24 protein-coding genes are annotated in these 24,047 nt (G+C 70.2%); 9 read left to right on the top strand and 15 right to left on the bottom strand.

The window, feature by feature from the left end; genetic code table 11:
* The first annotated feature begins 30 nt into the window (after nucleotides 1-30).
* Nucleotides 31-1,146, top strand: a complete 1,116-nt coding sequence (gene alc / locus D457_RS0105365; RefSeq protein ID WP_017579618.1) for an allantoicase — start codon at nucleotides 31-33, stop codon at nucleotides 1,144-1,146.
* Between the two features lie 460 nt (nucleotides 1,147-1,606).
* Here the strand turns inward: alc and allB are convergent, their stop codons facing one another.
* Together allB and D457_RS0105355 are read right to left on the bottom strand one after the other, a co-directional pair.
* The gene (allB, locus tag D457_RS0105360; RefSeq protein WP_017579617.1) at nucleotides 1,607-2,956 is read right to left on the bottom strand and encodes an allantoinase AllB; all 1,350 of its coding nucleotides are present in this window, start codon (nucleotides 2,954-2,956) and stop codon (nucleotides 1,607-1,609) included.
* 1 nt (nucleotide 2,957) lies between these two features.
* Nucleotides 2,958-4,238 carry a DUF6986 family protein gene (locus D457_RS0105355; RefSeq protein WP_017579616.1) on the bottom strand — a complete coding sequence of 427 codons (1,281 nt, stop codon included), beginning with the start codon at nucleotides 4,236-4,238 and terminating at the stop codon, nucleotides 2,958-2,960.
* 304 nt (nucleotides 4,239-4,542) lie between these two features.
* On the opposite strand from D457_RS0105355, the gene D457_RS0105350 reads away from it, so the two are divergent.
* Nucleotides 4,543-5,277: an IclR family transcriptional regulator gene (locus D457_RS0105350; protein WP_017579615.1), complete on the top strand. Its 735-nt coding sequence runs from the start codon at nucleotides 4,543-4,545 to the stop codon at nucleotides 5,275-5,277.
* A 163-nt stretch (nucleotides 5,278-5,440) separates the two neighbouring features.
* Here the strand turns inward: D457_RS0105350 and era are convergent, their stop codons facing one another.
* The 6 genes from era to D457_RS0105315 all read right to left on the bottom strand — a co-directional run bounded on the left by era (nucleotide 5,441) and on the right by D457_RS0105315 (nucleotide 10,525).
* On the bottom strand, nucleotides 5,441-6,409 hold the full coding sequence (era, locus tag D457_RS0105345) for a GTPase Era (protein ID WP_017579614.1): 969 nt from the start codon (nucleotides 6,407-6,409) through the stop codon (nucleotides 5,441-5,443).
* 10 nt (nucleotides 6,410-6,419) lie between these two features.
* Nucleotides 6,420-6,764, bottom strand: a complete 345-nt coding sequence (locus D457_RS0105340; protein ID WP_017579613.1) for a hypothetical protein — start codon at nucleotides 6,762-6,764, stop codon at nucleotides 6,420-6,422.
* Nucleotides 6,761-8,146, bottom strand: a complete 1,386-nt coding sequence (locus D457_RS0105335) for a hemolysin family protein (protein ID WP_017579612.1) — start codon at nucleotides 8,144-8,146, stop codon at nucleotides 6,761-6,763. Before D457_RS0105335 ends, D457_RS0105340 begins: the two co-directional genes overlap by 4 nt.
* Nucleotides 8,143-8,640 (bottom strand): rRNA maturation RNase YbeY, encoded by a 498-nt coding sequence (gene ybeY / locus D457_RS0105330; RefSeq protein ID WP_017579611.1) that lies wholly within the window; start codon nucleotides 8,638-8,640, stop codon nucleotides 8,143-8,145. Before ybeY ends, D457_RS0105335 begins: the two co-directional genes overlap by 4 nt.
* A 145-nt stretch (nucleotides 8,641-8,785) precedes the next feature.
* Complete coding sequence (locus D457_RS0105325) at nucleotides 8,786-9,889, bottom strand: PhoH family protein (RefSeq protein WP_017579610.1); 1,104 nt, start codon at nucleotides 9,887-9,889, stop codon at nucleotides 8,786-8,788.
* A 285-nt stretch (nucleotides 9,890-10,174) separates the two neighbouring features.
* A complete protein-coding gene (locus D457_RS0105315; RefSeq protein WP_017579608.1) occupies nucleotides 10,175-10,525 on the bottom strand; it encodes a histidine triad nucleotide-binding protein in 351 nt (116 codons plus the stop codon).
* A gap of 361 nt (nucleotides 10,526-10,886) precedes the next feature.
* On the opposite strand from D457_RS0105315, the gene D457_RS0105310 reads away from it, so the two are divergent.
* Both D457_RS0105310 and D457_RS0105305 read left to right on the top strand, forming a co-directional pair.
* The gene (locus D457_RS0105310; RefSeq protein WP_026116355.1) at nucleotides 10,887-11,417 is read left to right on the top strand and encodes a SigE family RNA polymerase sigma factor; all 531 of its coding nucleotides are present in this window, start codon (nucleotides 10,887-10,889) and stop codon (nucleotides 11,415-11,417) included.
* Nucleotides 11,414-12,160 carry a hypothetical protein gene (locus D457_RS0105305; RefSeq protein ID WP_017579606.1) on the top strand — a complete coding sequence of 249 codons (747 nt, stop codon included), beginning with the start codon at nucleotides 11,414-11,416 and terminating at the stop codon, nucleotides 12,158-12,160. The genes D457_RS0105310 and D457_RS0105305 overlap by 4 nt, the downstream gene beginning before the upstream one ends.
* 118 nt (nucleotides 12,161-12,278) lie before the next feature.
* On the opposite strand, the gene D457_RS0105300 is transcribed toward D457_RS0105305, so the two are convergent.
* From D457_RS0105300 to hrcA, 3 genes are read right to left on the bottom strand one after another with little or no spacing between them, the layout of a single operon-like run.
* Nucleotides 12,279-13,034, bottom strand: coding sequence for a 16S rRNA (uracil(1498)-N(3))-methyltransferase (locus D457_RS0105300; RefSeq protein WP_017579605.1), 756 nt, complete (start codon nucleotides 13,032-13,034; stop codon nucleotides 12,279-12,281).
* A complete protein-coding gene (dnaJ, locus tag D457_RS0105295; protein ID WP_017579604.1) occupies nucleotides 13,031-14,173 on the bottom strand; it encodes a molecular chaperone DnaJ in 1,143 nt (380 codons plus the stop codon). Before dnaJ ends, D457_RS0105300 begins: the two co-directional genes overlap by 4 nt.
* Nucleotides 14,174-14,177: 4 nt before the next feature.
* Complete coding sequence (gene hrcA / locus D457_RS0105290; RefSeq protein WP_017579603.1) at nucleotides 14,178-15,191, bottom strand: heat-inducible transcriptional repressor HrcA; 1,014 nt, start codon at nucleotides 15,189-15,191, stop codon at nucleotides 14,178-14,180.
* Between the two features lie 178 nt (nucleotides 15,192-15,369).
* Here hrcA and D457_RS0105285 point away from each other — a divergent pair, with 178 nt between their 5' ends.
* Nucleotides 15,370-16,218, top strand: a complete 849-nt coding sequence (locus D457_RS0105285) for a DUF3097 domain-containing protein (protein ID WP_017579602.1) — start codon at nucleotides 15,370-15,372, stop codon at nucleotides 16,216-16,218.
* 176 nt (nucleotides 16,219-16,394) lie between these two features.
* On the opposite strand, the gene D457_RS34000 is transcribed toward D457_RS0105285, so the two are convergent.
* On the bottom strand, nucleotides 16,395-16,664 hold the full coding sequence (locus D457_RS34000; protein WP_017579601.1) for a hypothetical protein: 270 nt from the start codon (nucleotides 16,662-16,664) through the stop codon (nucleotides 16,395-16,397).
* A gap of 111 nt (nucleotides 16,665-16,775) precedes the next feature.
* Entirely contained in the window at nucleotides 16,776-17,102 is a 327-nt protein-coding gene (locus tag D457_RS33995) for a hypothetical protein (RefSeq protein ID WP_152514148.1), read from the bottom strand.
* Here D457_RS33995 and D457_RS0105270 point away from each other — a divergent pair.
* Both D457_RS0105270 and D457_RS0105265 read left to right on the top strand, forming a co-directional pair.
* Entirely contained in the window at nucleotides 17,091-17,420 is a 330-nt protein-coding gene (locus D457_RS0105270; protein WP_017579599.1) for a DUF4870 domain-containing protein, read from the top strand. The two genes, D457_RS33995 and D457_RS0105270, sit on opposite strands and share 12 nt — an antisense overlap.
* Nucleotides 17,421-17,450: 30 nt before the next feature.
* Nucleotides 17,451-18,068 (top strand): DUF4870 domain-containing protein, encoded by a 618-nt coding sequence (locus tag D457_RS0105265; RefSeq protein ID WP_017579598.1) that lies wholly within the window; start codon nucleotides 17,451-17,453, stop codon nucleotides 18,066-18,068.
* Nucleotides 18,069-18,202: 134 nt separating this feature from the next.
* Here D457_RS0105265 and hemW read toward each other — a convergent pair whose 3' ends face one another.
* Together hemW and D457_RS0105255 are read right to left on the bottom strand one after the other, a co-directional pair.
* Nucleotides 18,203-19,435, bottom strand: a complete 1,233-nt coding sequence (gene hemW / locus D457_RS0105260) for a radical SAM family heme chaperone HemW (RefSeq protein WP_017579597.1) — start codon at nucleotides 19,433-19,435, stop codon at nucleotides 18,203-18,205.
* Between the two features lie 141 nt (nucleotides 19,436-19,576).
* Nucleotides 19,577-20,680, bottom strand: coding sequence for a LacI family DNA-binding transcriptional regulator (locus tag D457_RS0105255; RefSeq protein ID WP_026116354.1), 1,104 nt, complete (start codon nucleotides 20,678-20,680; stop codon nucleotides 19,577-19,579).
* Nucleotides 20,681-20,776: 96 nt separating this feature from the next.
* On the opposite strand from D457_RS0105255, the gene D457_RS0105250 reads away from it, so the two are divergent.
* Together D457_RS0105250 and D457_RS0105245 are read left to right on the top strand one after the other, a co-directional pair.
* The gene (locus tag D457_RS0105250) at nucleotides 20,777-22,378 is read left to right on the top strand and encodes a glycoside hydrolase family 13 protein (protein WP_017579595.1); all 1,602 of its coding nucleotides are present in this window, start codon (nucleotides 20,777-20,779) and stop codon (nucleotides 22,376-22,378) included.
* A 221-nt stretch (nucleotides 22,379-22,599) separates the two neighbouring features.
* The gene (locus D457_RS0105245; RefSeq protein WP_026116353.1) at nucleotides 22,600-23,829 is read left to right on the top strand and encodes a sugar ABC transporter substrate-binding protein; all 1,230 of its coding nucleotides are present in this window, start codon (nucleotides 22,600-22,602) and stop codon (nucleotides 23,827-23,829) included.
* Nucleotides 23,830-24,047: the final 218 nt, after the last annotated feature.

Below are 24,047 nucleotides of genomic sequence, written 5' to 3'. Positions count from 1 at the left end.
GGTCCCACCACAGAGACCGACAGGAGAAACGTGAGCCAGGCCCCGTCCTTCGACCCCCGCGCCTACAACGCCCAGCCCTACCCGGGTGGGGACCCCTACGGTGACTTCAAGAAGACCGAACTGGACTTCTCCGGGCTGGTCGACCTCGCCGACCGCCGCCTGGGCGCCGGTGTCGTGGCCGCCAACGACGAGTTCTTCGCCGAGCGCGAGAACCTGCTCCGCACAGAGCCCGCGGTGTTCGACCCGCACCACTTCGGGCACAAGGGCAAGGTCATGGACGGCTGGGAGACCCGCCGCCGCCGCGGCGTGAGCGCCGAGCAGCCGCACCCCACCGCCGAGGACCACGACTGGGCCCTGGTCCGCCTGGCTCTGCCCGGGATCATCCGCGGCCTCGTGGTGGACACCGCGCACTTCCGCGGCAACCACCCCACCGAGGTCAGCGTCGAGGTCGCGCACGTCGAGGGCACCCCCACCACCGACGAGCTCCTCGCCGCCGAGTGGACCGAGATCGTCCCCCGCACTCCGGTGTACGGGCACGCGGAGAACGGGTTCAAGGTCGATGTCCGGCGCCGCTGGACCCACCTGCGCCTCAAGCAGTTCCCCGACGGGGGCGTAGCGCGCCTGCGCGTGTACGGCGAGCCGGTCGCGGACCCCACCTGGCTCTCCACCCTGGGCAGCTTCGACCTGGCCGCCCTGGTCAACGGCGGCACCGTCGAGGACGCGTCGGACCGCTTCTACTCCTCGCCGGAGAACATCATCCAGCCCGGCCGGTCGCACAAGATGGACGACGGCTGGGAGAACCGCCGCCGCCGCGACACCGGTAACGACTGGGTCCGCTTCCGCCTGACCGCCCAGGCCTCCGTCCGCGCCATCGAGCTGGACACCGCCTACCTCAAGGGCAACTCGGCGGGCTGGGTCACCATCCTGGGCCGCGACGGTGACGGCGAGTGGTTCGAGCTCGTGGGCCGCACCAGGCTCCAGCCCGACAGCGCCCACCGCTTCGTCCTGGATGCCCCTGCTACCGTCACCCACATCCGTACCGACGTCTTCCCCGACGGCGGCATCGCCCGCCTGAACGTCTACGGCTCCCTCACCGAAGCGGGCGAAACAGACCTCCGTAACCGCTGGCAGTCCGCCCAGGTCTGACCAGCGCCAAGAGACCGGGGCGGGCACGCGTCAGCGTGCCCGCCCCTCCACGTGTCCCCATGAAACACATGAAGGGGAACCCAGGTTTGGCTGCCGCAGAGGGTCCGGGTTGGCTGCCGGGCTCTCGGGCTCCCCGCTCCCGTTCACCTGTTTCCCGCCGCCCGATTTCCCGCCGCCCGATTTCCCGCCGCCCGATGGTTGCCCTCTGCGGTGCTCCCCCTGGGTCAAGCCCGGGCCTCGAAACCACCCCATCCCCCGATGATCTTGCTACCAGTAGCAAGTTCAGCGCCCATTTCGCTCCTGGTAGCAAGATCATCTTCGGAACAGGGGGCCGATACCGTGCTCCGGGGCTTGGAGGACGGCACTTTGACGACTTATCCCACCTGCACTAGCTCCTCCCCCGCACAACCGAACGGGCACCCCACCACATCGGCGGGGCGCCCGTGAACGGTTCGGGGAACTAGCCCCGGGTGATCATCCGGCCGTTGGTGCTCTCCGGTCCGATGTCAGATCCGCGCAGGATGGTGCGGCGGACCCGGCCGAACAGGTCGGCGCCGTCATAGGCGCTCACCGGGTTGCGGTGGGCCAGGGAGCGGGCTTCGATGCGGACCGTCTCTTCCGGGGCGAAGACCGTGAGGTCGGCGTCCAGGCCCGGGGCGATCGAGCCCTTGCCGGGCACGCCGGCGACGCGGGCGGGCTCCGCGGACATCCAGCGGACGACCTCGGCGAGGGCGATGCCGCGGGAACGGGCCTCGGTCCACATGGCGGGCAGGCCTACCTGAAGTCCGGCGACGCCGCCCCAGGCGGTGCCGAAGTCGCCAGTGTCCAGGTCCTTCAGGTCCGGGGTGCTCGGTGAGTGGTCACTGACCACGCAGTCGATCAGACTGTCCTGGAGCGCCCTCCAGAGGAGGTCGCGGTTGGCGCTGTCGCGAATGGGCGGGCAGCACTTGTAACTCGTGTCACCCGCCGGAATCTCTTCCGCGGCCAGGGTCAGGTAGTGCGGGCAGCTCTCCACCGTGAGCGGCACGCCTTCCTGTTTGGCCTGGGCGATCAGGGGCAGCGCGGAGGCGCTGGACAGGTGCAGGATGTGCGCGCGAACCCCGGTGCGGCGAGCGGTGTCGATGACCAGGGCGATCGCCGCGTGCTCCGCCTCGTCCGGGCGGGAGGCCAGGAAGTCCGCGTAGTCGCGCCCGGAGGCGGCGGGTGCGGAGTCCAGGACGGCGGGGTCCTCGGCGTGCACGATCAGTCTGCCGCCGAAGGCGTGGATGGCCGTGGCCGCGGTGTGCAGCTGCTCCGGGGACAGGTGGCCGAACTCGTCCACACCAGAGGGCGAAAGAAACGCCTTGAACCCGAAGACGCCTTCGGTCCACAGGTCGGACAGGATGCCGGTGGTGCCGGCACCGCTGTTCTCCGGGACGGCTCCGCCCCAGAAGCCCACGTCCACGGCGAGCTTGCCCTCGGCCACGGCGCGTTTGGCCTTGAGGCCTTCGATGCTGGTGGTGGGCGGAACACTGTTCAGCGGCATGTCCACCAGGGTGGTCACCCCGCCCAGGGCTGCGGCGCGGGTGGCGCTCGCGAACCCCTCCCACTCGGTGCGGCCCGGCTCGTTGACGTGAACATGGCTGTCCACGAGCCCGGGCAGCAGCACCTCGTCCTCGGCCAGGCGCAGCTCGCGCTCGGTCTGGACCGGGGCGTCGTCCCCGGTGAGGACCTCGGTGATCCGTCCGTCGTCGATGACCACGCTCACCGGGCGCTCACCCTCGGGGGTGAGGGCGCGGCGGGCGCGGACGACGAGTGCGTGTTCGGTCAACTCACTGCTCCTGTCCGACACGGCGGGTTGCCAGACCGACGATGGTACCGGCGTCGGCACCGGAGGCATCAACGACCTCGGATTCCTCGAGCGCGCCACAGCGCAGACCGCTGGCCAGGACCGAGGCCAGGGCCTGGGCGGTGGCGGGCTCGTCCATGACATTGCCGCCTGCCTGGCCGAGGTAGGCCTTCAGCCGCGCGGCCGCGGGGGCGAAGGCCTCGCGGTAGAAGGCGTAGGTGGCCAGGTAGCGGATGGGCAGCTGGCCCGGGTGCAGGTCCCAGCCCTGGTAGAAGCCGCGCTCTAGGGAGCGGCGGACCAGGCCCGCGTGCAGGTTCCACGCGGAACGCACGTCCTCGGGGGTGCCCGTGGGCAGGATGTTGCTGCCGCCGTCGGAGATCCACACGCCGGTACCGGCCGCGGCCACCTGCATGACCGACTTCGCGAAGTCGGCCACCGGGTGCGCCAGGCTCTGGTGGGCGGCGGTGATCCCGCAGGCCGCGCTGTAGTCATAGGTGCCGTAGTGCAGGGCGGTGACCCGGCCCTGACCGGCCTGGATCATGCGGGCGACGGACACGGTGCCATCGGTGAGCAGGATCGACTGGGGGGTCTCGATCTGGAGCTCGAACCGCAGCCGCCCGGCGGGCAGCCCAAAGCGCTCCTCCAGCCGCTCGCTGACCCACACCATCGCCTCGACCTGCTCGACCGAGGTGATCTTGGGCAGGGTGAGCACGAGGTTGTCCGGCAGGGAGCCGTGCCCCTCCAGCAGGGTCTGCAGGAAGAGAGTGAGGGTGCGCACGCCGCGGTGGCGCCCGGCCGCCTCCATGCCCTTCATCCGAATACCGAAGTAGGGGGTGGCCGTCCCCTGCTTCAGATCCGAGACGAACGCGTTCGCGGTGGCGAGCACGTGGGCGTCCTCGGCCTCGTCACCGGGGGCCCCGTAGCCGTCCTCGAAGTCGGCGCGCAGGTCCTCGATGGGTTCGCGGGTGAGTTTGGCTCGTACCAGCGGGAGTGCGTCGGCGACGGCGGTCTCGCTGAGTCCGGTGATCTCGGCGAGGTCCGCGGCCTTGGGCGCGTACTCGTCGAGGGCCGCGATCGCCTGTTCGCCCCAGGCGGCGGCGAGGCCGGGCTGGATGCGGTCGGCGGGCACGTAGACGCTGTGGACCGGCTGGCGGCCGCCGTTGGTCCCGGGGTACTCGCGGTCCAGCCGCTTGTCCGCCTCCGCGAGCCGGGTGTCGAGTTCGGTGACCAGGTCGGTCAGGCCTTGCAGGCTGTCACTCGCCACGTGTCGTGTCCTCCTCCGTCGTCGGTGCCGGTCTCTCGGAGTCACTGAGAGACCGGTCACTAATTTCTATATGCGGATACTAACTTCTGCGATTCGGAAGAACAAGGCCCCTGAGGCACCGACGATCCGGATCCGGAAGCTTCGATACACAACGGAGAGCGAAAAACAGCTTTCGTATTGCAGAATGATGGACGTGACCGCAGCGGCCCTCAGCATGGGAGCACGACCCTTGTCAGCCTCAGAGATCCCCCAAACGGACCAGCCCCGACCTCCCGAGGAGGCGGCGGCCCGGCGCTCCGGCGGCGTGCAGTCCCTGGACCGCGCCTTCGCGCTCCTGGAGATCATGGCCGAGTTCGGCGGGGAGGCCTCCCTGAGCCAGCTCGCCGACTCCTCTGGCCTGCCCCTGCCCACCATCCACCGCATCATCCGCACCCTGGTCGGCAACGGATACGTGCGCCAGCTCCCCTCCCGCCGCTACGCCCTGGGTCCGCGCCTGATCGGCCTCGGCGACAAGGCAGCGCAGATGCTCGGCACCTGGGCCCGCCCCCACCTGGCCCAGCTCGTGGAGGACCTCGGCGAGACCGCCAACCTCGCCATGCTCGACGGTGACAAGGTCATCTACGTGGCCCAGGTCCCCTCACCGCATGCCATGCGCATGTTCACCGAGGTCGGCCGCCGCGTCCTGCCGCACTCGGCGGGTGTGGGCAAGGCCCTGCTCTCCCAGCTCAGCGACGAGGAGGCCCTAGCCACCGTGCGCCGCACCGGCATGCCCGCCGCCACCGAGCGCACCATCACCGACCCCGAGGCCTTCCTCACCGAACTCCAGCGCATCCGCGAGACCGGCTACGCCATCGACGACGGCGAGCAGGAGGTGGGCGTGCGCTGCGTGGCCGTGCCCGTCAAGGACGCCCCCTCGGGCATGGCGGTGTCGGTCTCGGGCCCCGAAGCCCGGGTGAGCTGGGGCTTCGTAGACCAGGCCGCCCCCATCGTGCGCAAGTGCGCCCGGGTCCTGGCCACCGACCTCAACAACCAGAGCTAGCGCACGAAGCACACCGCGCCCGGTGCGCTGTGCCGCACGCGACACGCGGAACACGAGAGGGGCCGTGACCACATGTGGTCACGGCCCCTCTCGTTGCCTGGATCCTGCCCAAATCCGACTCAGCGGAGCTCCTGCCCCTACCGACACCTGACTCGGCCGACGCCTACGTCTGCTGGTCGAAGCCCAGCTTGCGCAGCTGCTTGGGGTCGCGCTGCCAGTCCTTGGCCACCCGAACCCGCAGGTCCAGGAAGACCCGCTGGCCCAGCAGGCCCTCGATCTGCTTGCGGGCCCGCGAGCCCACGTCGCGCAGCCGCGAACCCTTCGAGCCGATCACGATCGCCTTCTGGCTGGGACGCTCCACGTACAGCGACGCGTAGATGTCCACCAGCTCCTTGCCGGGCTTGGTGTTCTCGCGCTCGTACATCTCGTCCACGACCACCGCGATGGAGTGCGGAAGCTCGTCCCGAACCCCCTCCAGGGCAGCCTCCCGGACCAGTTCGGCCACGAGCATCTCGTCGGGTTCGTCGGTGAGGTCGCCGTCCGGGTACAGCGGCGGCCCCTCCGGCAGGTGCGAGCACAGCACTTCGGTGACCGTGTCCAGCTGGTAGGCGCCGCGCGCGGACACCGGGACGATGTCGGCCCAGTCGCCCAGCTCGTTCACGGCCATCAGGTGTTCCCCGACGGTCGCCTTGTCCACCAGGTCGGTCTTGGTCACCAGGGCGACCACCGGGGTGTTGGTCTGCTCCGCGAGCTCCTTGGCGATGTAGGTGTCACCGCGCCCGATCGGCTCGTTGGCCGGAAGACAGAACGCGATCACGTCCACCTCGACCAACGTGGACCGCACCAGCGAGTCCAACCGCTCCCCCAGCAGGGTGCGGGGCTTGTGCAGACCGGGCGTGTCCACGATGATCAACTGCGCGTCCGGCCGGTGCACGATGCCGCGCACGGTCCGCCGGGTGGTCTGGGGCCGGTTGCTGGTGATCGCCACCTTCTGCCCGACCAGCGCGTTCATCAGGGTGGACTTGCCCACGTTCGGGCGGCCCACGAAGCAGGCGAAACCGCTCCGGAAGCCCTCCGGGTAGGAGGGCAACTCCAGTGGCACGCGGAGCTTCTCGAGGTCGAGGTCTTTCATGGATCCTTCTTTAGCGCCGGGTGATGCTCGCGGGCACCCCGTCAGGGGCGGCGATCACCACCACCTGGGTCTTCAGGTCGTCCGCCACCGCGCGGTCGGCCTCGGTCAACTCCTTGGCCTCGGTGACGACCACCGCGGCCTCCAACGCGGAGGCCTCGCTGGAGGCCGCCGCGGCCACGGCGGCCTGGAGCGCGGTCAGCTTGAGCGAGGGCAGCGACACCGTGGTGGCGACGTACGTGCGCCCGGTCTCGTCGCGCACGGCTGCGCCCTCAGCGGCCGCGTTCCGGGCCCGGGAGGCCCGCGCGAGCGTGATGAGCTTGCCGTCCTCGGGGCCGAGTCCCGTCGTGTCCGTCACTGGTCCGTGCTCCTTACGTGTTCGTCCGAACCCTGGCCCTGTTCGAGGGGCAGGCGTTCCACCAGCACCGTGGTCATCCGGTTGCGGCGGCTGCTCTTGCCCTCCAGGGTGAGCCTGAGTCCAGCGTATTGTGCCTGGGCTCCGCCTGCTGGAACCCGCCCCAGCACGAAGGCCACCAGACCGCCCACGGTCTCCACGTCGGAGACCTCCAGATCGCGGTCGGGGAAGAGTTCGGCGAGCTCACCCAGCGGCAGGCGCGCGGTCACCCGCACCTTGTCCTCGTCCAGCCAGTCCACCGGGGCGATCTCGTGGTCGTACTCGTCGGTGATCTCACCGACGATCTCTTCCACGATGTCCTCCAGGGTGACCAGCCCGGCGGTGCCGCCGTACTCGTCGATCGCCACCGCCACGTGGTTGCGCTGCTGCTGCATCTCGCGCAGCAGCTCGTCAATGGGCTTGGTGTCGGGCACGTAGCTGGCCTGACGCATCACGTCGGCGGCGGTCAGCGGCACGTCCTCCGCGCCGCCCGCGGCCGCCGCCCAGCGGTCGCGCAGCCGCTCCACCAGGTCCTTGAGGTAGACGATGCCGACCACGTCGTCCTCGTCCTCGCCGGTCACCGGGATCCGCGAGTACCCGCTGCCCATGGCGAGCGTGAGGACCGCGTCGGCGTCGGCGTCCCGGCTGGTGAAGACGATGTCGGGCCGCGGCACCATCACCTCGCGCACGGAGGTGTCGTCGAGTTTGAACACCGAGTGGATCATCTGGCGCTCCTCGGGGTCGATGACCTCCCCCTGCTCGGCCAGGTCCACGAGCTGGCGCAGCTCGACCTCGCTGCTGAAGGGGCCGTCCCGGTCGCCCTTGCCCCGCGGAGTGAGCGCGCGGCCCGCGCCCACCAGGAGCCTGGCGATCGGGCCCAGCACCACCTGGAGCGGGTAGACGACCGCGGCGCTGGCCCGGGCGAGCGGACCGGCGAACTGGCGGCCGAGGATACGCGGGGTGACAGCGATCAGGACGCACTCCACCACGACCATCGCCACGGCGGTCAGCACCAGGGCGGGCCAGCCCAGCCCCAGCAGGAAGACCATGCCGACGGCGGCGGCCAGGACCGCGCAGACCTCGCATACCACGCGCAAAAACAGCAGCATGTTCAGGTGCGCGGTGGGATCGGCGCAGACCCGCTCCCAGGCACGGCCGGCCTTAGCGGAGCGCTCACCGTGGAGCGCCTCCATTCCCATGGAGGCCACGCGGGTGACGGCGACCTCCGCCGCCACCAGGAACCCGGCGACGGCGGTCAGCACCAGGGCGGCCACGAAGGCCGCCGCCCACTCCAGGGGGTCACCCGTGGTGAGCGGCGCAAGGTCGGGCCACAAGGGCGCGCTCATCGGGCGCTCTCGTCCCCTTCGGTGGTCTCCTCGTCGGCGGCCTCGCGCTCGCGCCAGGCGGCGAGGATCTCACCCTGGAGACCGAACATCTCCTTGTGTTCCTCGGGCTCGGCGTGGTCGTAGCCGAGCAGGTGCAAGATGCCGTGCGTGCACAGCAGGTCGATCTCGGCCTCGGTTCCGTGACCGGCCGTCTCGCCCTGGCGCTCGGCCACCTGCGGGCAGATGATCACGTCACCGAGCACGCCGGGGTCACTGGTGCGGCCGGGTCCGCCGGGGCGCAGCTCGTCCATGGGGAACGAGAGCACGTCGGTGGGGCCGGGCTCGTCCATCCAGCGCACGTGGAGGTCGGTCATGGGTCCCTCGTCCACCAGCACGACGGACAGCTCGGCCAACGGGTGGACCCGCATGGCGTCGAGCACGTGCCGGGCCAGGCGGGAGAGTCGCTCCTCGTCCACGCTGCTGACGCCGGACTCGTTGGCGACGTCGATACTCATCGGTTGCGGCTGCCTTCTTGCGTCTCAGGTCGGTGGTCGGTGGTCGGCGGTGTTCCCGCCGGGGCGCCCAGCGAGGGGTGCCCTACCGACAGCGGTGGGCCCGCACGAGGCGGGCCCACCGGCCGGTGTCACTACGTACTTCTTCTCAGTCTGCCCGGTCCTGGGCGCCCTCTGCGCCGCCACCACCGTCCCTCGGGGTGTCGCCGCCCTGGCGCCGCCCCTGACGCGGGCCCGGACGACCCCGGTCCCCGTTGGCCTGGTTGCTCTGAGCGGCGTCGTGACGGCCGTAGGCGTCGACGATCTGCCCCACCAGCTTGTGCCGGACGACGTCCTCACTGGTCAGTCGGCAGAAGGCGATGTCGTCGATATCACGCAGAATGTTCTCGATCGTGCGCAGCCCGCTGGTCTGCCCGCCGGGCAGGTCCACCTGGGTGACGTCACCGGTGACCACGACCTTCGACCCAAACCCCAGGCGTGTGAGGAACATCTTCATCTGCTCCGGTGAGGTGTTCTGCGCCTCGTCCAAGATGATGAAGGAGTCATTAAGCGTTCTACCCCTCATATACGCCAGGGGTGCGACCTCGATGGTGCCGGCGGCCATCAGTTTGGGGATGGAGTCCGGGTCGAGCATGTCGTGCAGGGCGTCGTAGAGCGGGCGCAGGTAGGGGTCGATCTTGTCGTAGAGGGTGCCGGGCAGGAAGCCCAGACGTTCGCCGGCCTCGACCGCGGGGCGGGTGAGGATGATCCGGTTGACCTCTTTGTCCTGGAGGGCTTTGACCGCCTTGGCCATGGCCAGGTAGGTCTTGCCGGTGCCTGCCGGACCGATGCCGAAGACCACGGTGCGCTGGTCGATGATGTCGACGTAGCGTTTCTGGTTCAGCGTCTTGGGGCGAATGGTCTTGCCCCGGTTGGACAGGATGTTGGTGGTCAGCACGTCCGCGGGGCGTTCCTTGCCCGGTGAGCGCAGCATGTGGATCATGCGCTCGATGGTGTCGGGGGTGACGTGGGTGCCGCTCTTGGCGAGCTCGATCAACTCCTCCACGAGGCGGACGACCATGCCCGTTTCCTCGGGGGTCCCGCTGATCGTGAACTCGTTGCCGCGGACGTGGATGTCGCTCTTGAAGGACCGCTCCAGTGCCCGGAGGAGCTCGTCCCCCGAACCCAGCAGGCTGATCATCGTGTGTTCGTCCGGCACCACGACCTTGACCTGGGTCTCCCGGTCCGGGTGCGTGTGAGTTGACTCGACCATGGTGTGGCCTTGCGGCCGCTGTCCCTACCCTTCGGTCACGGCCCCGGGGTCGGTTTCCCGGGGTTCCTCGCGGACGGGCCGCACACCGTGTCCGACGGTGTCGTGCACGTTCACCACGGGTGTGCGGGACAACCGAAGTGGCCGGTGGGGCCCGTCTGCGAGTCTACCAACGGGGACCCGGCGGGCTCGATGGGATTTTTCGCGCCCACCGAGCTGGGGAGAGACAGCCGCACGGAAGACGTGGCCGTCCTGGGCGTGTGCGCCCCCAGCGACCCCGACCCGTGGTTATCCGGGCGGCCAGCTCAGGCCGCGGCCGCCGAGCACGTGCGCGTGGAGGTGGAAGACGGTCTGCCCGGCCCCCGCCCCGGTGTTGAAGACGATCCGGTAGCCGATGTCGGCCACGTCCTCGGCCTTGGCCACCTCGTGGGCCTCACGGACCACGGCGTCCAGCAGGCCGGTGTCCGTGGCCGCGGCGGCCGCGGCGTCGGCGTGGTGCTCACGCGGGATGACCAGGACGTGGGTGGGCGCCTGGGGGTTGATGTCGCGGAAGGCGACCGTGCGCTCCCCCTCGCGGACGATCTCCGCGGGCACCTCCCCCTTCACGATCTTGCAGAAAAGGCAGTCGGGGTCGACCATCGCTCACCTTCCGTCACGCGGGGCCGCCGGGCAGGGCGGCACCCCTCTCGGGCATGTTCGGTGCCCATGATGCCGCAGGTGCGCGGGCCCCGTGGAGGTCCCGGCCGAGACCCGGCTGACCACCCGACAGAGATGAACCCTCAACCTTTCCGCAACCGTTCCGATCCGTTTTCCCCGCCGGTGGCGGGTCGGGGCGCGATAGGCTTTGCGTCCGTGCGCGTCAGGTTGTCGGCATGCCCGCCGTTTGGCCGCATCCGGCGTGTTCGGATTGAAACGCACGTCTACTTGGAAAAGAAGAGGTATGCCCTTTCGTAAACCCCGCGACAAGGGTGTGCGTCGAACTGATGTGACGACAGAAACGTTGGTGGCCGGTGCCACCACGGCGCCACTCTCGGTCGAGTGGGACGCCGACCACGCCGTGACGGAGCTCTACCGAGAGCACTACCGTCCACTTGTTCGGCTTGCCGCCCTGCTGGTCCGTGACCACGCGACCGCGGAGGAAGTCGTTCAGGACGCCTTCGTGGCCATGCACGGAGCCTGGCGTCGTCTCAGGGACCCGAACAAGGCTCTGTCGTACCTCCGCCAGGCGGTGGTGAACAAAGCCAGGTCGGTGCTCCGTCACAGGGCCGTCGTCGAGAAGCACGCCCCGAAGGCCATGCCGGACGCGCCCAGCGCCGAGCACGGAGCCATGAACCTCCTGGAACGTGAGGCAGTCATCACGGGACTGCGTAAGCTACCCACCCGTCAGCGAGAGGCCATCGTGCTCCGGTACTACGGCGACCTGTCCGAGGCGCAGATCGCGGACGCCATGGGCATCAGCCGAGGCGCGGTCAAGAGCCATACGTCGCGTGGCATCTCCGCCCTCCGCTCTGTACTGGAGCAGACGTCATGAGTACCCCCAACGAACGGAGCGAGCTGGAGTTCGAAGACCAGCTCCGCCAGATACTCAAGGCCGAGGCGGGCGAGGTCAAGCCCTCAGGCGAGGGTCTCAACCTCATCCGTGAGCGGACCGAGCGCCAACGGGGCTCGGCGTGGTTCGGACTGCCGTGGCTACGTCCAGCGTCAGCGGTGGCGGCGGCCGTTCTGATCGTCGCCTCGGTGATCATGTCGAGCCCGCAGGTAAGGGACCAGGTCCTGGAGATCGTCCCCGCCGGCGCCGACCGCGAGGGCACCCCGCCCGAGGCTCAGCAGGGTGGTGGCGACAGTGTGGCGGCCCCCGAGCCCACCACGGACTCGGCCACCGGCACCAGCAAGCCGGAGGAGACGCCGGGGCAGGACCCCGAGAACGAGACAGGCGCCGACGACGGCTCCTCGTCCGCCGAGGACGAGAGCTTGGAGTCCACCACCTCGTGCCCGCCCAGGGACGACGACGCCACCGCGACCAACGGGACGCGGGACGAGGACGACGACGATCGGGACAACGGCAGCTCGGACCACCCGGACTGCGACCCCGCCGACGAACCCACGGACAAGCCCACCGACGAGCCCGGCAACGGCTCGGGCGGCGGCAACGGTGACGACCCCGAGGACGACGAGTCCAGCAACGGCTCCGGCGACGGTAGCGGCTCGGGCGGCGGCAACGGCGGCGGTTCCGGCAGCAACGGTGACGAGGAAAGCGGCACCAGCCAGAACTGACCGTTTATCTGAGGAACTTCCGGTACACAGCAGTAGGGGCCCGCGGGATCTCTCCCGTGGGCCCCTACTGCGTTCGTTCGGACCAGCGGTCCTGTGTTCGTTCAGACCGGTGGCGGAGTCACCAGCGGCCGGTGCGAGCCTGCAGGACCGACAGCGCGGCCACCCCGGCGGTGGAGGTACGCAAGACCGACGGCCCCAGCAGGGAGCGGACCGCTCCGGCCTCGTCGAAGGCGGTGAGTTCGGCGTCGGAGATCCCGCCCTCGGGGCCGACCACCAGTACGATTCCGGTCCCGGTACCCTCGCCTGCCCCGTCCTTGGGAAGGGGCAGCCCGGACAGCCGCTGGGCCCCCTCCTCGTGCAGGACCACGGCCAGGTCCGCCTCGGCCAGCAGGGCGCTGACCCCTTTGCGGTCCAGCAGTTCGGTGACCTCGGGGGTCCGGGCGCGGCGGGCCTGCTTGGCCGCCTCCCGGGCGCTCGCCCGCCACTTGGCCAGGGCCTTGGCCCCGCGGTCGCCCTTCCACTGCGTGACACAGCGCTCGGCGGCCCAGGGCACGACGGCGTCGACCCCGGCCTCGGTCATCATTTCGACCGCGAGTTCACCCCGGTCCCGCTTGGGCAGGGCCTGCACCACGGTGATCCGCGGGGTCGGCTCGGGTTCGGTCAGGCGTTCCAGCACCCGGCAGACGAGCGTGTCCTTGCCGACGACCTCGGCCACCTCACAGCGCACACGCAGGCCGAGACCGTCGGACAGGTCGACGGTCTCGCCCTCACGGATGCGTCGGACCGCCACGGCGTGGCGGCCCTCCGGGCCGTCCAGCCGAATCCGGTCACCCGTGAGGGCGGCCGGCTCGACCAGGAAGACCGGCGGGGTCACTTGGCGCCGAAGGCGTCGCGGAGCTTGGAGAAGAAACCGCCGTGACCGGGGCTGAAGCGACCCGGGTTCTCGTCCTCGCCGCGCAGCTCGGCGAACTTGCGCAGCAGGGCCTCCTGCTCCTCGTCCAGCTTGCTCGGGGTCTCCACGTCCACACGGATGCGCAGGTCGCCCCGGCCGCCGCCGTCGAGGTGGGTGACGCCCTTGCCCGGCAGCGTGATGACGTGGCCCGAGTTGGTGCCCGGACGCAGGTCGATGTTCTCGGTGCCGTCGAGGGTGTCGAAGGCGAAGGACGCGCCCAGAGCCGCCGCCGTCATCGGGACGGTGATGGTGCAGTGCAGGTCGTCGCCGCGACGCTCGAAGGTTGGGTGGGCCTTCTGGACGACCTCGAGGATGATGTCGCCGCGCGGTCCGCCGTTGGGGCCGACCTCGCCCTCGCCAGCGAGCTGGATACGAGTGCCGTCGTCGACACCGGCGGGAATCTTGACGGTGCGGGTGACCTTCTCGCGCACCCGGCCCTCGCCCGCGCAGTCGCCGCAGGGGTTGGTGATGACCGAGCCCTGACCCGAGCACTGCGGGCAGGGACGCGAGGTCATGACCTGTCCGAGGAAGGAGCGCGTGACCTGGGAGACCTCACCCTGGCCGTGGCACATCTCGCAGGTGCTCCGGTGCGAACCGGCCGCGGTGCCCTCACCCTGGCAGGTGTCGCACAGGATGGCGGTCGGGAAGGTGATCTCCTTGCTGACCCCGAACGCGGTCTCGACGAGGTCAAGTTCGATGCGGATCTTGATGCTGCGTCCGCGCCGAACCCGCTCCCGGGGGCCACGCCCGCCGGGCTGGCCGCCGCCGAAGAAGGCGTTCATGATGTCGTCAAAGGCGAACCCGCCCGCGCCGCCGAACCCTCCGGCGCCGCCTCCGCCGCCGGGGGCGTAGGGGTCCTGACCCATGTCGAACATCCGACGCTTGTTCTCGTCGGAGAGGACCTCGTAGGCCTGGGTCACTTCCTTGAAGCGATCCTGGGTAGCGGGGTCCGGGTTGATGTCCGGGTGGAGCTCGCGCGCGAGCCTCCGGTACGCCTTCTTGATCTCGTCCTTGGACGCGTCGCGACGCACCCCGAGAACCTGGTAATAGTCTCTGGCCACTGAGTTACTGTCCTGCCAAAATCTGTCCGACATACCGAGCCACCGCACGGACGGCGCCCATTGTCCCTGGGTAGTCCATACGGGTGGGTCCCACCACACCGATCTTGGCCAGCGACTGGTTTCCCACACCGTAGTCGGCCGACACGATGGAAGTGGACCGAAGGCCTTCGTGGAAATTCTCCGCGCCGATGCGCACTGTGAGCATCGAGGGGTCCTTCGCCTCACCAAGCAAACGGATGAGGACCATGTTCTCTTCCAGTGCTTCGAGCACGTCCCGCAGGCTCGCCGCGAAGTCGACGGCCGCGAGGTTCGCGGTGCCTGCCAGGACGATCTTCTCCTCGTGCCGCTCGACGAGGCTCTCCAACAGGACCGACAGGACCGCTACCGCGACCGGGCGGTCCTCCGGCGCGACCTGCGCGGGCAGGTCCTCCACCGCGTCCGGGACATCTCCGAGGTGCTTTCCGGCGATGGCCCGGTTGAGCATGCCGCGCAGGTCGTTGACCGCGTTCTCGCTGACCGTTCCCAGTCCGTCGATGACGCGCTGCTCGACCCGCCCGGTGTTGGTGATGACGACCATCATGATGCGCTGGCTGCCGAGGGGCACCAGTTCCACGTGCTGGACCGACGAGCGGGTCAGCGACGGGTACTGGACGATCGCGACCTGCCGGGTGAGCTGCGCGAGCAGCCGTACCGTGCGGGCGACGATCTCGTCCAGGTCCACGGCGCCGCCGAGGAAGGACTCGATGGCGCGCCGTTCGGCCGCCGAGAGCGGCTTGACCGAGGAGAGGCGGTCGACGAAGAGCCGGTAGCCCTTGTCGGTGGGCACCCGTCCCGCACTGGTGTGCGGTTGGTGGATGTACCCGTCCTCCTCCAGGGCGACCATGTCGTTGCGGATGGTCGCCGGGGAGACACCGAGGGGGTGCCGGTCGGCCAACGCCCGTGAACCCACGGGTTCATTGGTGTTGACGAAATCCTCGACGACGGCACGCAGGACCGCGAGCTTGCGCTCATCCAGCAACTCGCCACCTCCTGGCACTCCAAGGTCCTCAGTGCTAATTCTATGCCCGGCCGCAAACCCGCACGGCTACCAGCAAGTAGTAACACGGGCACGGTGACCGCTTCTTCCCGAGGGGACCGGCGACGTGCGCCACCCGGTACCGGGCGCGGGGCCGCCTTCATCGGTAGACTGCACCACCGTGGTTACCAAGGGAACCGGCCGTTACGGCCGCGACGTTCTGGCGGGAGACTGGCGACGGCCCAAGAAGGGTGCGGTACGCGAGATACCCCTCACCCGCGACCTGGTCGTGGAGGACGCCGACGAGACGTTCTGCGGTGCCGTGGTGTCCTGGGACAAGGCCGCGGTGACCCTGGAGGACCGGGACGGCCGCCGCCGGGTGTTCGAGCTGGGCCCGGCCGCCTTCCTGGTGGACGGGGAGCCGGTGACGCTGGTTCGTCCGGCCGCCGCCCCCCAAGGACCCGTGCGCAGCGCTTCGGGATCGATCGCGGTGACCGACGCGCGGGCGCGCACCGCCCGGGAGAGCCGGATCTACGTGGAGGGCGCCCACGACGCCGAGCTGGTCGAGAAGGTCTGGGGCCACGATCTGCGGGTGGAGGGCGTGGCCGTGGAGTTCCTCGAGGGGATCGACGACCTCCCGGCCGTTGTGGCGGAGTTCTCACCCGGGCCGGGGCGCCGTCTGGGGGTCCTGGTGGACCACCTGGTGCCGGGGTCCAAAGAAAGCCGGATCGCGGAGCGCGTCCGGGGTTCGGACGTGCTGGTGGTCGGGCACCCCTACGTGGACGTCTGGCAGGCGGTGCGGCCGCGTGCGGTGGGGATCGGGGCCTGGCCCGAGGTGCCTCGGGGCCTGCCGTGGAAGGAGGGTGTCGTGGACGCCCTGGGCTGGCGGGTGGAGACGGGTGAGGCCTGGCGCCGCATCCTGGGTTCGGTCCGCGGCTACGGCGATCTCGAGCCCTCGCTGCTGGGGCGGGTCGAGGAGCTCATCGACTTTGTCACGGGCCCGCACGACACGGAACTCGCGGAGCTCTGAGGGCATCGGTCTCCCGGTGCGCGGAACACTAGGATTGCCCCATCGCGTCGTCTGACGAGCGAGCCTCGGATCCCCGTGGTCCCCTTTGCCGGTTTCCGGCGGACACAACGACAGCCTCCGGCCCTCCGCGGTCGTCGGTACGGCCCGACCGGTTCGGGCAGCACATCACACGCCCCTCAACAGCGGAGCCAAGGAAGAGCATGAGCGAGACCCCGTCCAGTCCCCCGTCCCCTGACGAAGAGCCGGGGCAGCAGTACCCGCCGGGGCAGCAGTACCCGCCGCAGCAGGATCCCGGCCAGGCTCAGCAGCCGCAGCAGCCGCAGCCGGGTTACGGCCAGCAGCAGGGACAGCCTGGCCAACCGCAGGCTCAGCCGCAGCAGCCACAGCCGGGGCAGCAGCCCGGACAACAGCCGTACGGCCAGCCGCAGCAGCCCGGGTACGGACAACAGCCCCAGCAGCCCTACGGTCAGCCCAGCGGCGCACAGCCCGGTTACGGCCAGCAGCCCCAGCAGCAGTACGGTCAGCAGAGTGGCGCTCAGCCCGCGTGGGGCCAGCCCTCAGGCGGTCAGCCCCAGCAGCAGCCCGCGCAGCCGCAGCAACCCCAGCAGCCCTACGGTCAGCCCAGCGGCGCACAGCCGGGGTACGGTCAGCAGCCGGTACAGCCCCAGCCCGGACAACAGCAGCCTGATTACGGCCAGCAGTACGGCCAGCAGCCCCAGCCCGGACAACAGCAGTACGGCCAGCCGGTGCAGGCCCAGCAGCCGCAGTTCGGCCAGCCCGGGGCCTACGGACAGCCCGGCGGTGCGCAGGCCGGTTTCGGCCAACAGCCGCAGCCGCAGGCGCCGGGTGGCGGCAACGACATTCTGGTCGCGATGCTGGCCCACCTGTCCGGCTTCGTCATCGCCTGCCTGGGCTGGATCCCGCCGCTGGCGATCTACTTCGCCAAGCGGAACCAGTCACAGTTCGTCCGCCACCACGCGTCAGAAGCGGCGAACTTCCAGATCACCATGCTCATCCCGTACGTGTTCGCCGGCGTGGCTTTCTTCGGTCTGGGTATCTTCTTCCCCAACCTCTCCTGGATCGGTTACCTGCTCATCGCCCTCGTATGGATCCTTTCCATCGTCTTCGGCGTCATAGGAGCATCAGGAGCGAACAAGGGAACCTGGTACCGCTATCCGGCGAGTATCCGGCTCCTGAAGTAGAACCGAGTCCCCCGACACCGAGGAATCGTCATGTCCTATCAGAACAACCCGAACCCGGATGATCCCTACGACCAGGGCGGCCAGCAGCCCAACCAGGGTCCGTCCGGCGGCTACCCGCCCCCGGCCGACCCTCAGCAGGGCGGTTACCCCGGTCAGGGGGGCTACCCCGGCCAGGGCGGTTACCCCGGTCAGGGCGGTTACGGGCAGCCCCAGCCCGGGCAGCCCGGCGGCTACGGTGTTCCTCACGGCCAGGGCGGTTACCCCGGGCAGCCCGGCGGCTACGCGCCCGGCCCCGGCTTCGGCGACTCCTCCGCGGTCACGGGGCAGCCGAACCAGGACGAGCGGACGATGGGTCTGCTCAGCCACCTGAGCGGCATCCTCTTCAGCGTCCTCGGGCCGCTGGTCCTGTACCTGATCAAGAAGGACGAGTCGCCGTTCGTCCGCGACCAGGCCGCGCAGGCGCTGAACTTCCAGATCCTGCTGCTGATCGGCTACCTGATCTCGATGGTGCTGTACTTCATCCTCATCGGCGGGCTCATTCACGTGGCGCTCTGGGTGTGCGCGGTCGTCTTCGGCATCCTGGGGGCCATGGCTGCCAACAAGGGCGAGTGGTACCGCTACCCGTTCAACGTCAGCTGGATCAAGTAACACCGATCCCCGCGATCGACACCGAAGGGGTCCGGCATCGCGCCGGGCCCCTTCGTCGTGTCCGTCTTCCCTGTGCTCTCTGCCCGGGACGGCTCGGGTCGCCCCGGGTCTCGCCCCGGGGCGTCTCAGGTGTCTCAGGTGAGGTCGCGGACCACGGCGTCGGCGAGCAGCCGCCCCCGCCGGGTCAGCGCCGCGCGGCCCTCGGCGTGCGCCCGCGCGTCCAGGAGCCCTTCGCCGACCAGGCGTTCGGCCGCGGACAGCCCGTGGGCGTCCAGCAGGTCCAGCGGGCAGCCGCCGTCCACCCGCAGTTCGAGCAGGACGCGTTCGAAGCGGCGTTCGGCCTCGGTGAGAACCTCACGGGCCTGGGCCGGGCTGTCCCCCGCGGCCAGGCGGGCGGCGTAGGCGGCCGGGTGCTTGACATTCCACCAGCGGGTTCCGCCCACGTGGCTATGGGCGCCCGGGCCGACCCCCCACCAGTGGCCGCCGGTCCAGTAGAGCATGTTGTGCGCGCTGCGGCCCTCGGTGCTGCGGGCCCAGTTGGACACCTCGTAGGGGGTGTACCCGGCCTCGGCCAGGGCCTCGTCGGCCATGAGGTAGCGGTCGGCCATGGCGTCGTCGTCGGGTTCGGTGAGTTCGCCCCGCCGGACGCGCGCGGCCAGCCGGGTGCCGTCCTCGACGATCAGGGAGTAGGCGGAGACGTGGTCGGGTCCGGCACCGATCGCGGCTTCCAGGGAGGCCGCCCAGTCCTGGTCGCTCTCTCCCGGGGTGCCGTAGATGAGGTCGAGGTTGACGTGCTCGAAACCGGCCTCGCGCGCCCAGGTCACGCACTTTTCGGGGCGTCCCGGGGTGTGGCCGCGCTCCAGGATCCTAAGCACGTGCGGCTGGGCGCTCTGCATGCCGAAGGAGACCCGGGTGAACCCGGCCGCGCGCAGGCGGGCGAGGTAGTCGGGGTCGACGGTCTCGGGGTTGGCCTCGGTGGTGATCTCGGCGTCGGGGGTGAGCCCGAAGCGGTCGCGGATCTCACCGAGAACGCGGCCGAGGTCCTCAGGTGACAGGAGTGTGGGTGTGCCGCCGCCGACGAAGACGGTGCTGACGCGGGGACGGTCGCCGATCAGGACCCGGTCGGCCAGTGCGACCTCGGCAGCGGCCTGCTCCGCGTAGGTCTCGCGGGAGGCGGTGGCGGTGCCGTCGCGGGAGACGAGTTCGTCGGCGGTGTAGGTGTTGAAGTCGCAGTAGCCGCAGCGGGTGACGCAGAAGGGCACGTGGACGTAGAACCCGAGCGGGCGCTCCCCCATCTGGGCGAGCGAGGGTTCAGGAAGTTCCCCGGTCCGGGGCACGGGTTCGCCGTCGAGGGCTACGGATGGCATGTCTCCAGTGTCGCCGACCCGGCGATGTGCCCTGGCACGGGTGACGGGAGGTCGCGGTCCGGTTCGGCGAAGGACCTCTCCGACCCAGGGGTGCGTGCGCGCAGCGCGCACCCCAGTGCTCGTACGTGCGGGTTCCGGGGCTCAGCGGCCCTGGGCAGCTTCCTGGGGGTCGCGGCGCGGCGGGGCGGGGCTGTTCACGCGGGCCTCGGGGGTGACCGGTCCGGGCACGGAGACGGCGGGGGCGGTCGGGGCGGCGGCGGTGGAGCCGCGTACGACCAGTTCGGGGTCGAAGACGTACTCGGCGTGGGAGACGGGGTGTCCGGCGATCTCGTCACACAGGGCGCGGGCGGCGGCCATGGCCATGGCGTTGACCGGCTGGCGGACGGTGGTCAGGGGCGGGTCGGTGAAGGCGATGAGCTGGGAGTCGTCGTAGCCGACCACGGAGAAGTCCTGGGGGACGCGCAGGCCGCGCTGGCGGGCCGCGCGGATGGCGCCCAGCGCCATGATGTCGGAGCCGCAGACCATCGCGGTGACGCCGCGTTCGATGAGGCGGACCGCGGCGGCGTGGCCGCCCTCCACGCCGAACAGGGAGAGTTCGACGAGGCCGTCGCCGTCCAGGCTGTGCTCGGCCAGCGCCTGGTGGAAGCCCTCCAGCTTGCGGCGGACCGGGACGTAGCGTTCGGGGCCGCTGGTGAAGCCGATGCGGGTGTGGCCGAGGGCGACCAGGTGGTTGACGGCCAGGCGTCCGGCCTCGCGGTCGTCGGCGGAGATGAAGGCCGCGGGGATGGACTCGGTGTAGCCGTTGACGAGCACGATCGGCAGGCGGCGGGAGACCAGGGTCTGGTAGCGCTCGTGCGAGGCCGTGGTGTCGGCGTGCTTGCCGGAGACGAAGAGGATGCCGGAGACGTTGCGCTCCAGGAGGAGTTCCACGTACTCGTCTTCGGTTATCCCGCCCGGGGTCTGGGTGCACAGCACCGGGGTGTACCCGCGCTGGGCCAGGGCCCCCTCCGCCGCCTGGGCGAACATCGGGAAGACCGGGTTGTCGAGTTCGGGGATCACCATGCCGACCAGCCCGGCGGAGCGCTGCCGCAGTCGGGCGGGGCGCTCGTATCCGAGCACGTCGAGCGCGGTCAGGACGGCTTTGCGGGTGTCGCTGCCGACGCCGGGCTTGTCATTGAGCACCCGCGAGACGGTTGCCTCGCTGACGCCTGCGTGCCGCGCTATGTCGGCAAGTCGTGGACCCATGCGGACAACTCTAGTCGAGATTACCGTCACAGGGATGAAAGTTGGCGGTAATCTTGCGCAAGAACTTGCAGACGCGACCCGGAAGGACCCCCGCAGATGAAGCACCAGTCGCACTGGTGGCGCGAGGCCGCCATCTACCAGATCTACGTGCGCAGCTTCGCCGACTCCAACGGGGACGGGGAGGGCGACCTGGCGGGCATCCGTGAACGCCTCCCGCACCTGGCCGAGCTCGGCGTGGACGCGATCTGGCTCACCCCCTTCTACGTCTCGCCGCTGGCCGACGGGGGTTACGACGTCGCCGACTACCGCGACGTCGACCCCCGCTTCGGCACCCTGGAGGACTTCGACGCCCTCCTGGCGACCGCCCACGAGCTGGGCATCCGGATGATCATCGACGTGGTCCCCAACCACTCCTCCTCCGCGCACCGCTGGTTCCGCGAGGCCGTGGCAGCCGAGCCGGGCAGCGCCGCCCGCGCCCGGTACATCTTCCGGGACGGCAAGGGTGAGAGCGGCGACGAGCCGCCCAACAACTGGAACTCGATCTTCGGCGGCCCGGCCTGGACCCGCCTCAAGACCGAGGACGGCACCCCCGAGCAGTGGTACCTGCACCTGTTCGACGCTGAGCAGCCCGACTTCGACTGGACCAACCAGGAGGTGCACGATGAGTTCGACGACGTCCTGCGTTTCTGGCTGGACCGGGGCGTGGACGGGTTCCGGATCGACGTGGCGCACGGCATGGTCAAGGACCCGGCCCTGCCCGACATCGACCCCAACGCCAAGGCCGATCTGCTCGACGGCAGCACCTCGCTGCCCTACTTCGACCAGGACGGCGTGCACGAGATCTACCGCCGCTGGTCGCGCATCGCCGCCGAGTACCCGGGCGACCGGACGATGGTGGCCGAGGCCTGGGTGGAGGACGCCGAGCGGGTGGCGCGCTACCTGCGCCCGGACGAGCTGCACCAGGCGTTCAACTTCGAGTACCTCACCGCGCCGTGGGACGCCGCGCGACTGCGTGAGGTGATCGACGGTTCGCTGGCCGCCAACGGCGCCGTGGGCGCGACCACCACGTGGGTGCTGTCCAACCACGACGTCACCCGGCACGTCACCCGCTTTGGCGGCGGCGAGCAGGGGCTGCGCCGGGCGCGTGCGGCCACCCTGCTGATGCTGGGCCTGCCCGGTTCGGTCTACCTCTACCAGGGCGAGGAGTTGGGCCTTCCCGAGGTCACCGACCTGCCGGAGGAGTCCCTTCAGGACCCCACGTGGGAGCGCTCGGGCCGCACCGAGCGCGGCCGCGACGGCTGCCGCGTGCCGCTGCCGTGGGAGGGTCAGGCCGCGCCGTTTGGCTTCGGCCCCGAGGGCACCACGCCGTGGCTGCCGGTCCCCGAGGCGTGGGCGGGCCTGGCGCGCTCCGCCCAGCGCGGGGTTCAGGGTTCGACGCTGGAGCTGTACACCACCGCGCTCGGTCTGCGCCGCGAGCTGGACGCCCTGGGCGACGGCTCGATGAGCTGGCTGGACTCCCCGGAGGGCGTTCTGTACTTCGAGCGTGAGCCGGGTGTGCGGGTCGCGGTGAACCTGACCGACGCGGCGGTCGAGCTGTCCGCCTCCGGTGAGGTCCTGGTGGCCAGCGGCCCGGGCGCCGAGTTGTCCGGTGGCACGCTGTCGCTGCCCGCCGAGACCTCGGTGTGGCTGCGCGCCTGATCCGGCGCTGAGTTCCGGGTGCCGGGCGGCCCGCAGGCCGTCCGGCACCCGCACCCGCCTGCGCGTTCCTGCACAGGCGCACGCTCACGCCTGAGCCCGCGCCTACGCGCGGCTCCTCTTCTTCACCCTTTCGCCTGCCTCCCTCTTCCCTTTCCTCTTCATCCGCGGGGCACCCTCCCGCCCGTTAGCCCGGGCCCCGCCAGTCACCCCTGGAGACCGCCATGAGGTCACGACTTTCCCTGTGCTCGGTGGGTCTGGTGCTCGCCCTGACCGCCTGCTCCGCCGCCGACGAGGTCGACGAGTACTCGTCGATTCCGCTGACCATCTGGGCCGACGAGGACCGCGCCCAGGCCATGCGGACCTTCGCCGAGGCCTTCGCCCGCGACGCCAACCGCCCGGTGGAGGTGATCGTCGTGGACCACGAGGAGCTGCGCGCCAGCTTCCTGAGCTCGCACGCCACCGGGCTGGGCCCGGACCTGCTCGTGGGACCGCACGACTGGACCGGTGAGCTGGCCGCCGCCGGGGCGATCGTGCCGGTCGGGCTGGAGTCCGGGGACACCGACCTGTTCTCACCCGGTGCCGTGGAAGCGGTCAGCTACGAGGGCAAGGTCTACGGAGTTCCCTACGCCACCGAGAACCTGGCGCTGTTCCGCAACACGGACCTGGCCCCGGAGGCACCGACCTCGCTGGAGGACATGCTGGAGACCGGCACGGACCTGGTGGACTCGGGTTCGGCCAGCCAGGCGCTGAGCATTCAGGTGGGCGCGGAGGGCGACGCCTACCACATACACCCCTTCTTCACCTCGGCCGGCGGTTACCTGTTCGGCGAGGACGCCTCGGGCGACCCCGATCCCACGGACCTGGGTGTGGCCGCGCCGGAGTCGATCGCCGCCTTCGAGCTGCTGGCCGAGCTCGGGGAGGAGGGCTCAGGGGTGCTGAACCGGTCCACCGACTCGGCCAACGCGACTTCCCTGTTCACCTCCGGACAGGCTCCATTCCTGGTCAGCGGCCCGTGGAGTGTGGCCTCGGCCCAGGAGGAGGGCGTACCGTTCGCGGTGGACCCGGTGCCCTCGTTCGCGGAGAGAGCCAAGGCCCGCCCGCTGATCGGTGTGCAGGCGTTCTACGTGGCTTCCGGGGCCAGCGACCCGGATCTTGGGCAGAGCCTCGCCCAGGCGATCCTGGACGACCCCGAGCTCTCGGTGATCCTGCACGAGGCGGACCCGCGCGTGCCTGCCCTGGACGAGGCGTTGCAGATGGTGACCGACCAGGACCCGAACCTGGAGGCCTTCCAGCGTGCGGGCGAGGGTGGGCTGCCGATGCCCGCGATCCCCGAGATGGAACTGGTCTGGAGCCCGTTCTCGCAGGCCAGCGCGGACATCATCGGTGGCGCGGACCCCGCCGAGGCGTTGGCCGAGGCCGAGCGGCTGATCGTCGAGGGCTTCGGAGAGTAGCTCCGCCACCGGGGCGAGCGTCAAACGACCACGTTTTTATTACCCAGCGCGACGGAGTTGGCACCCTTCGGGAGGGAACACCTTTCCGTTTCCGGGGTGTTTCCACATCTTTATCCACAGCGACTGCAAAGCCTTTCAAAGGCTGCAAGTTATTGCTAACGTCACATCACCAAGCATGCCCGCAACGGACCCGGTTCCGCCGGTGGACCGCATGCACA

The organism is Nocardiopsis valliformis DSM 45023, assembly GCF_000340985.1.
In the GTDB taxonomy this organism is placed as follows: domain Bacteria; phylum Actinomycetota; class Actinomycetes; order Streptosporangiales; family Streptosporangiaceae; genus Nocardiopsis; species Nocardiopsis exhalans.
Note: the sequence above shows the minus strand (reverse complement) of the source record. Positions and strands in the feature narration are given on the sequence as shown.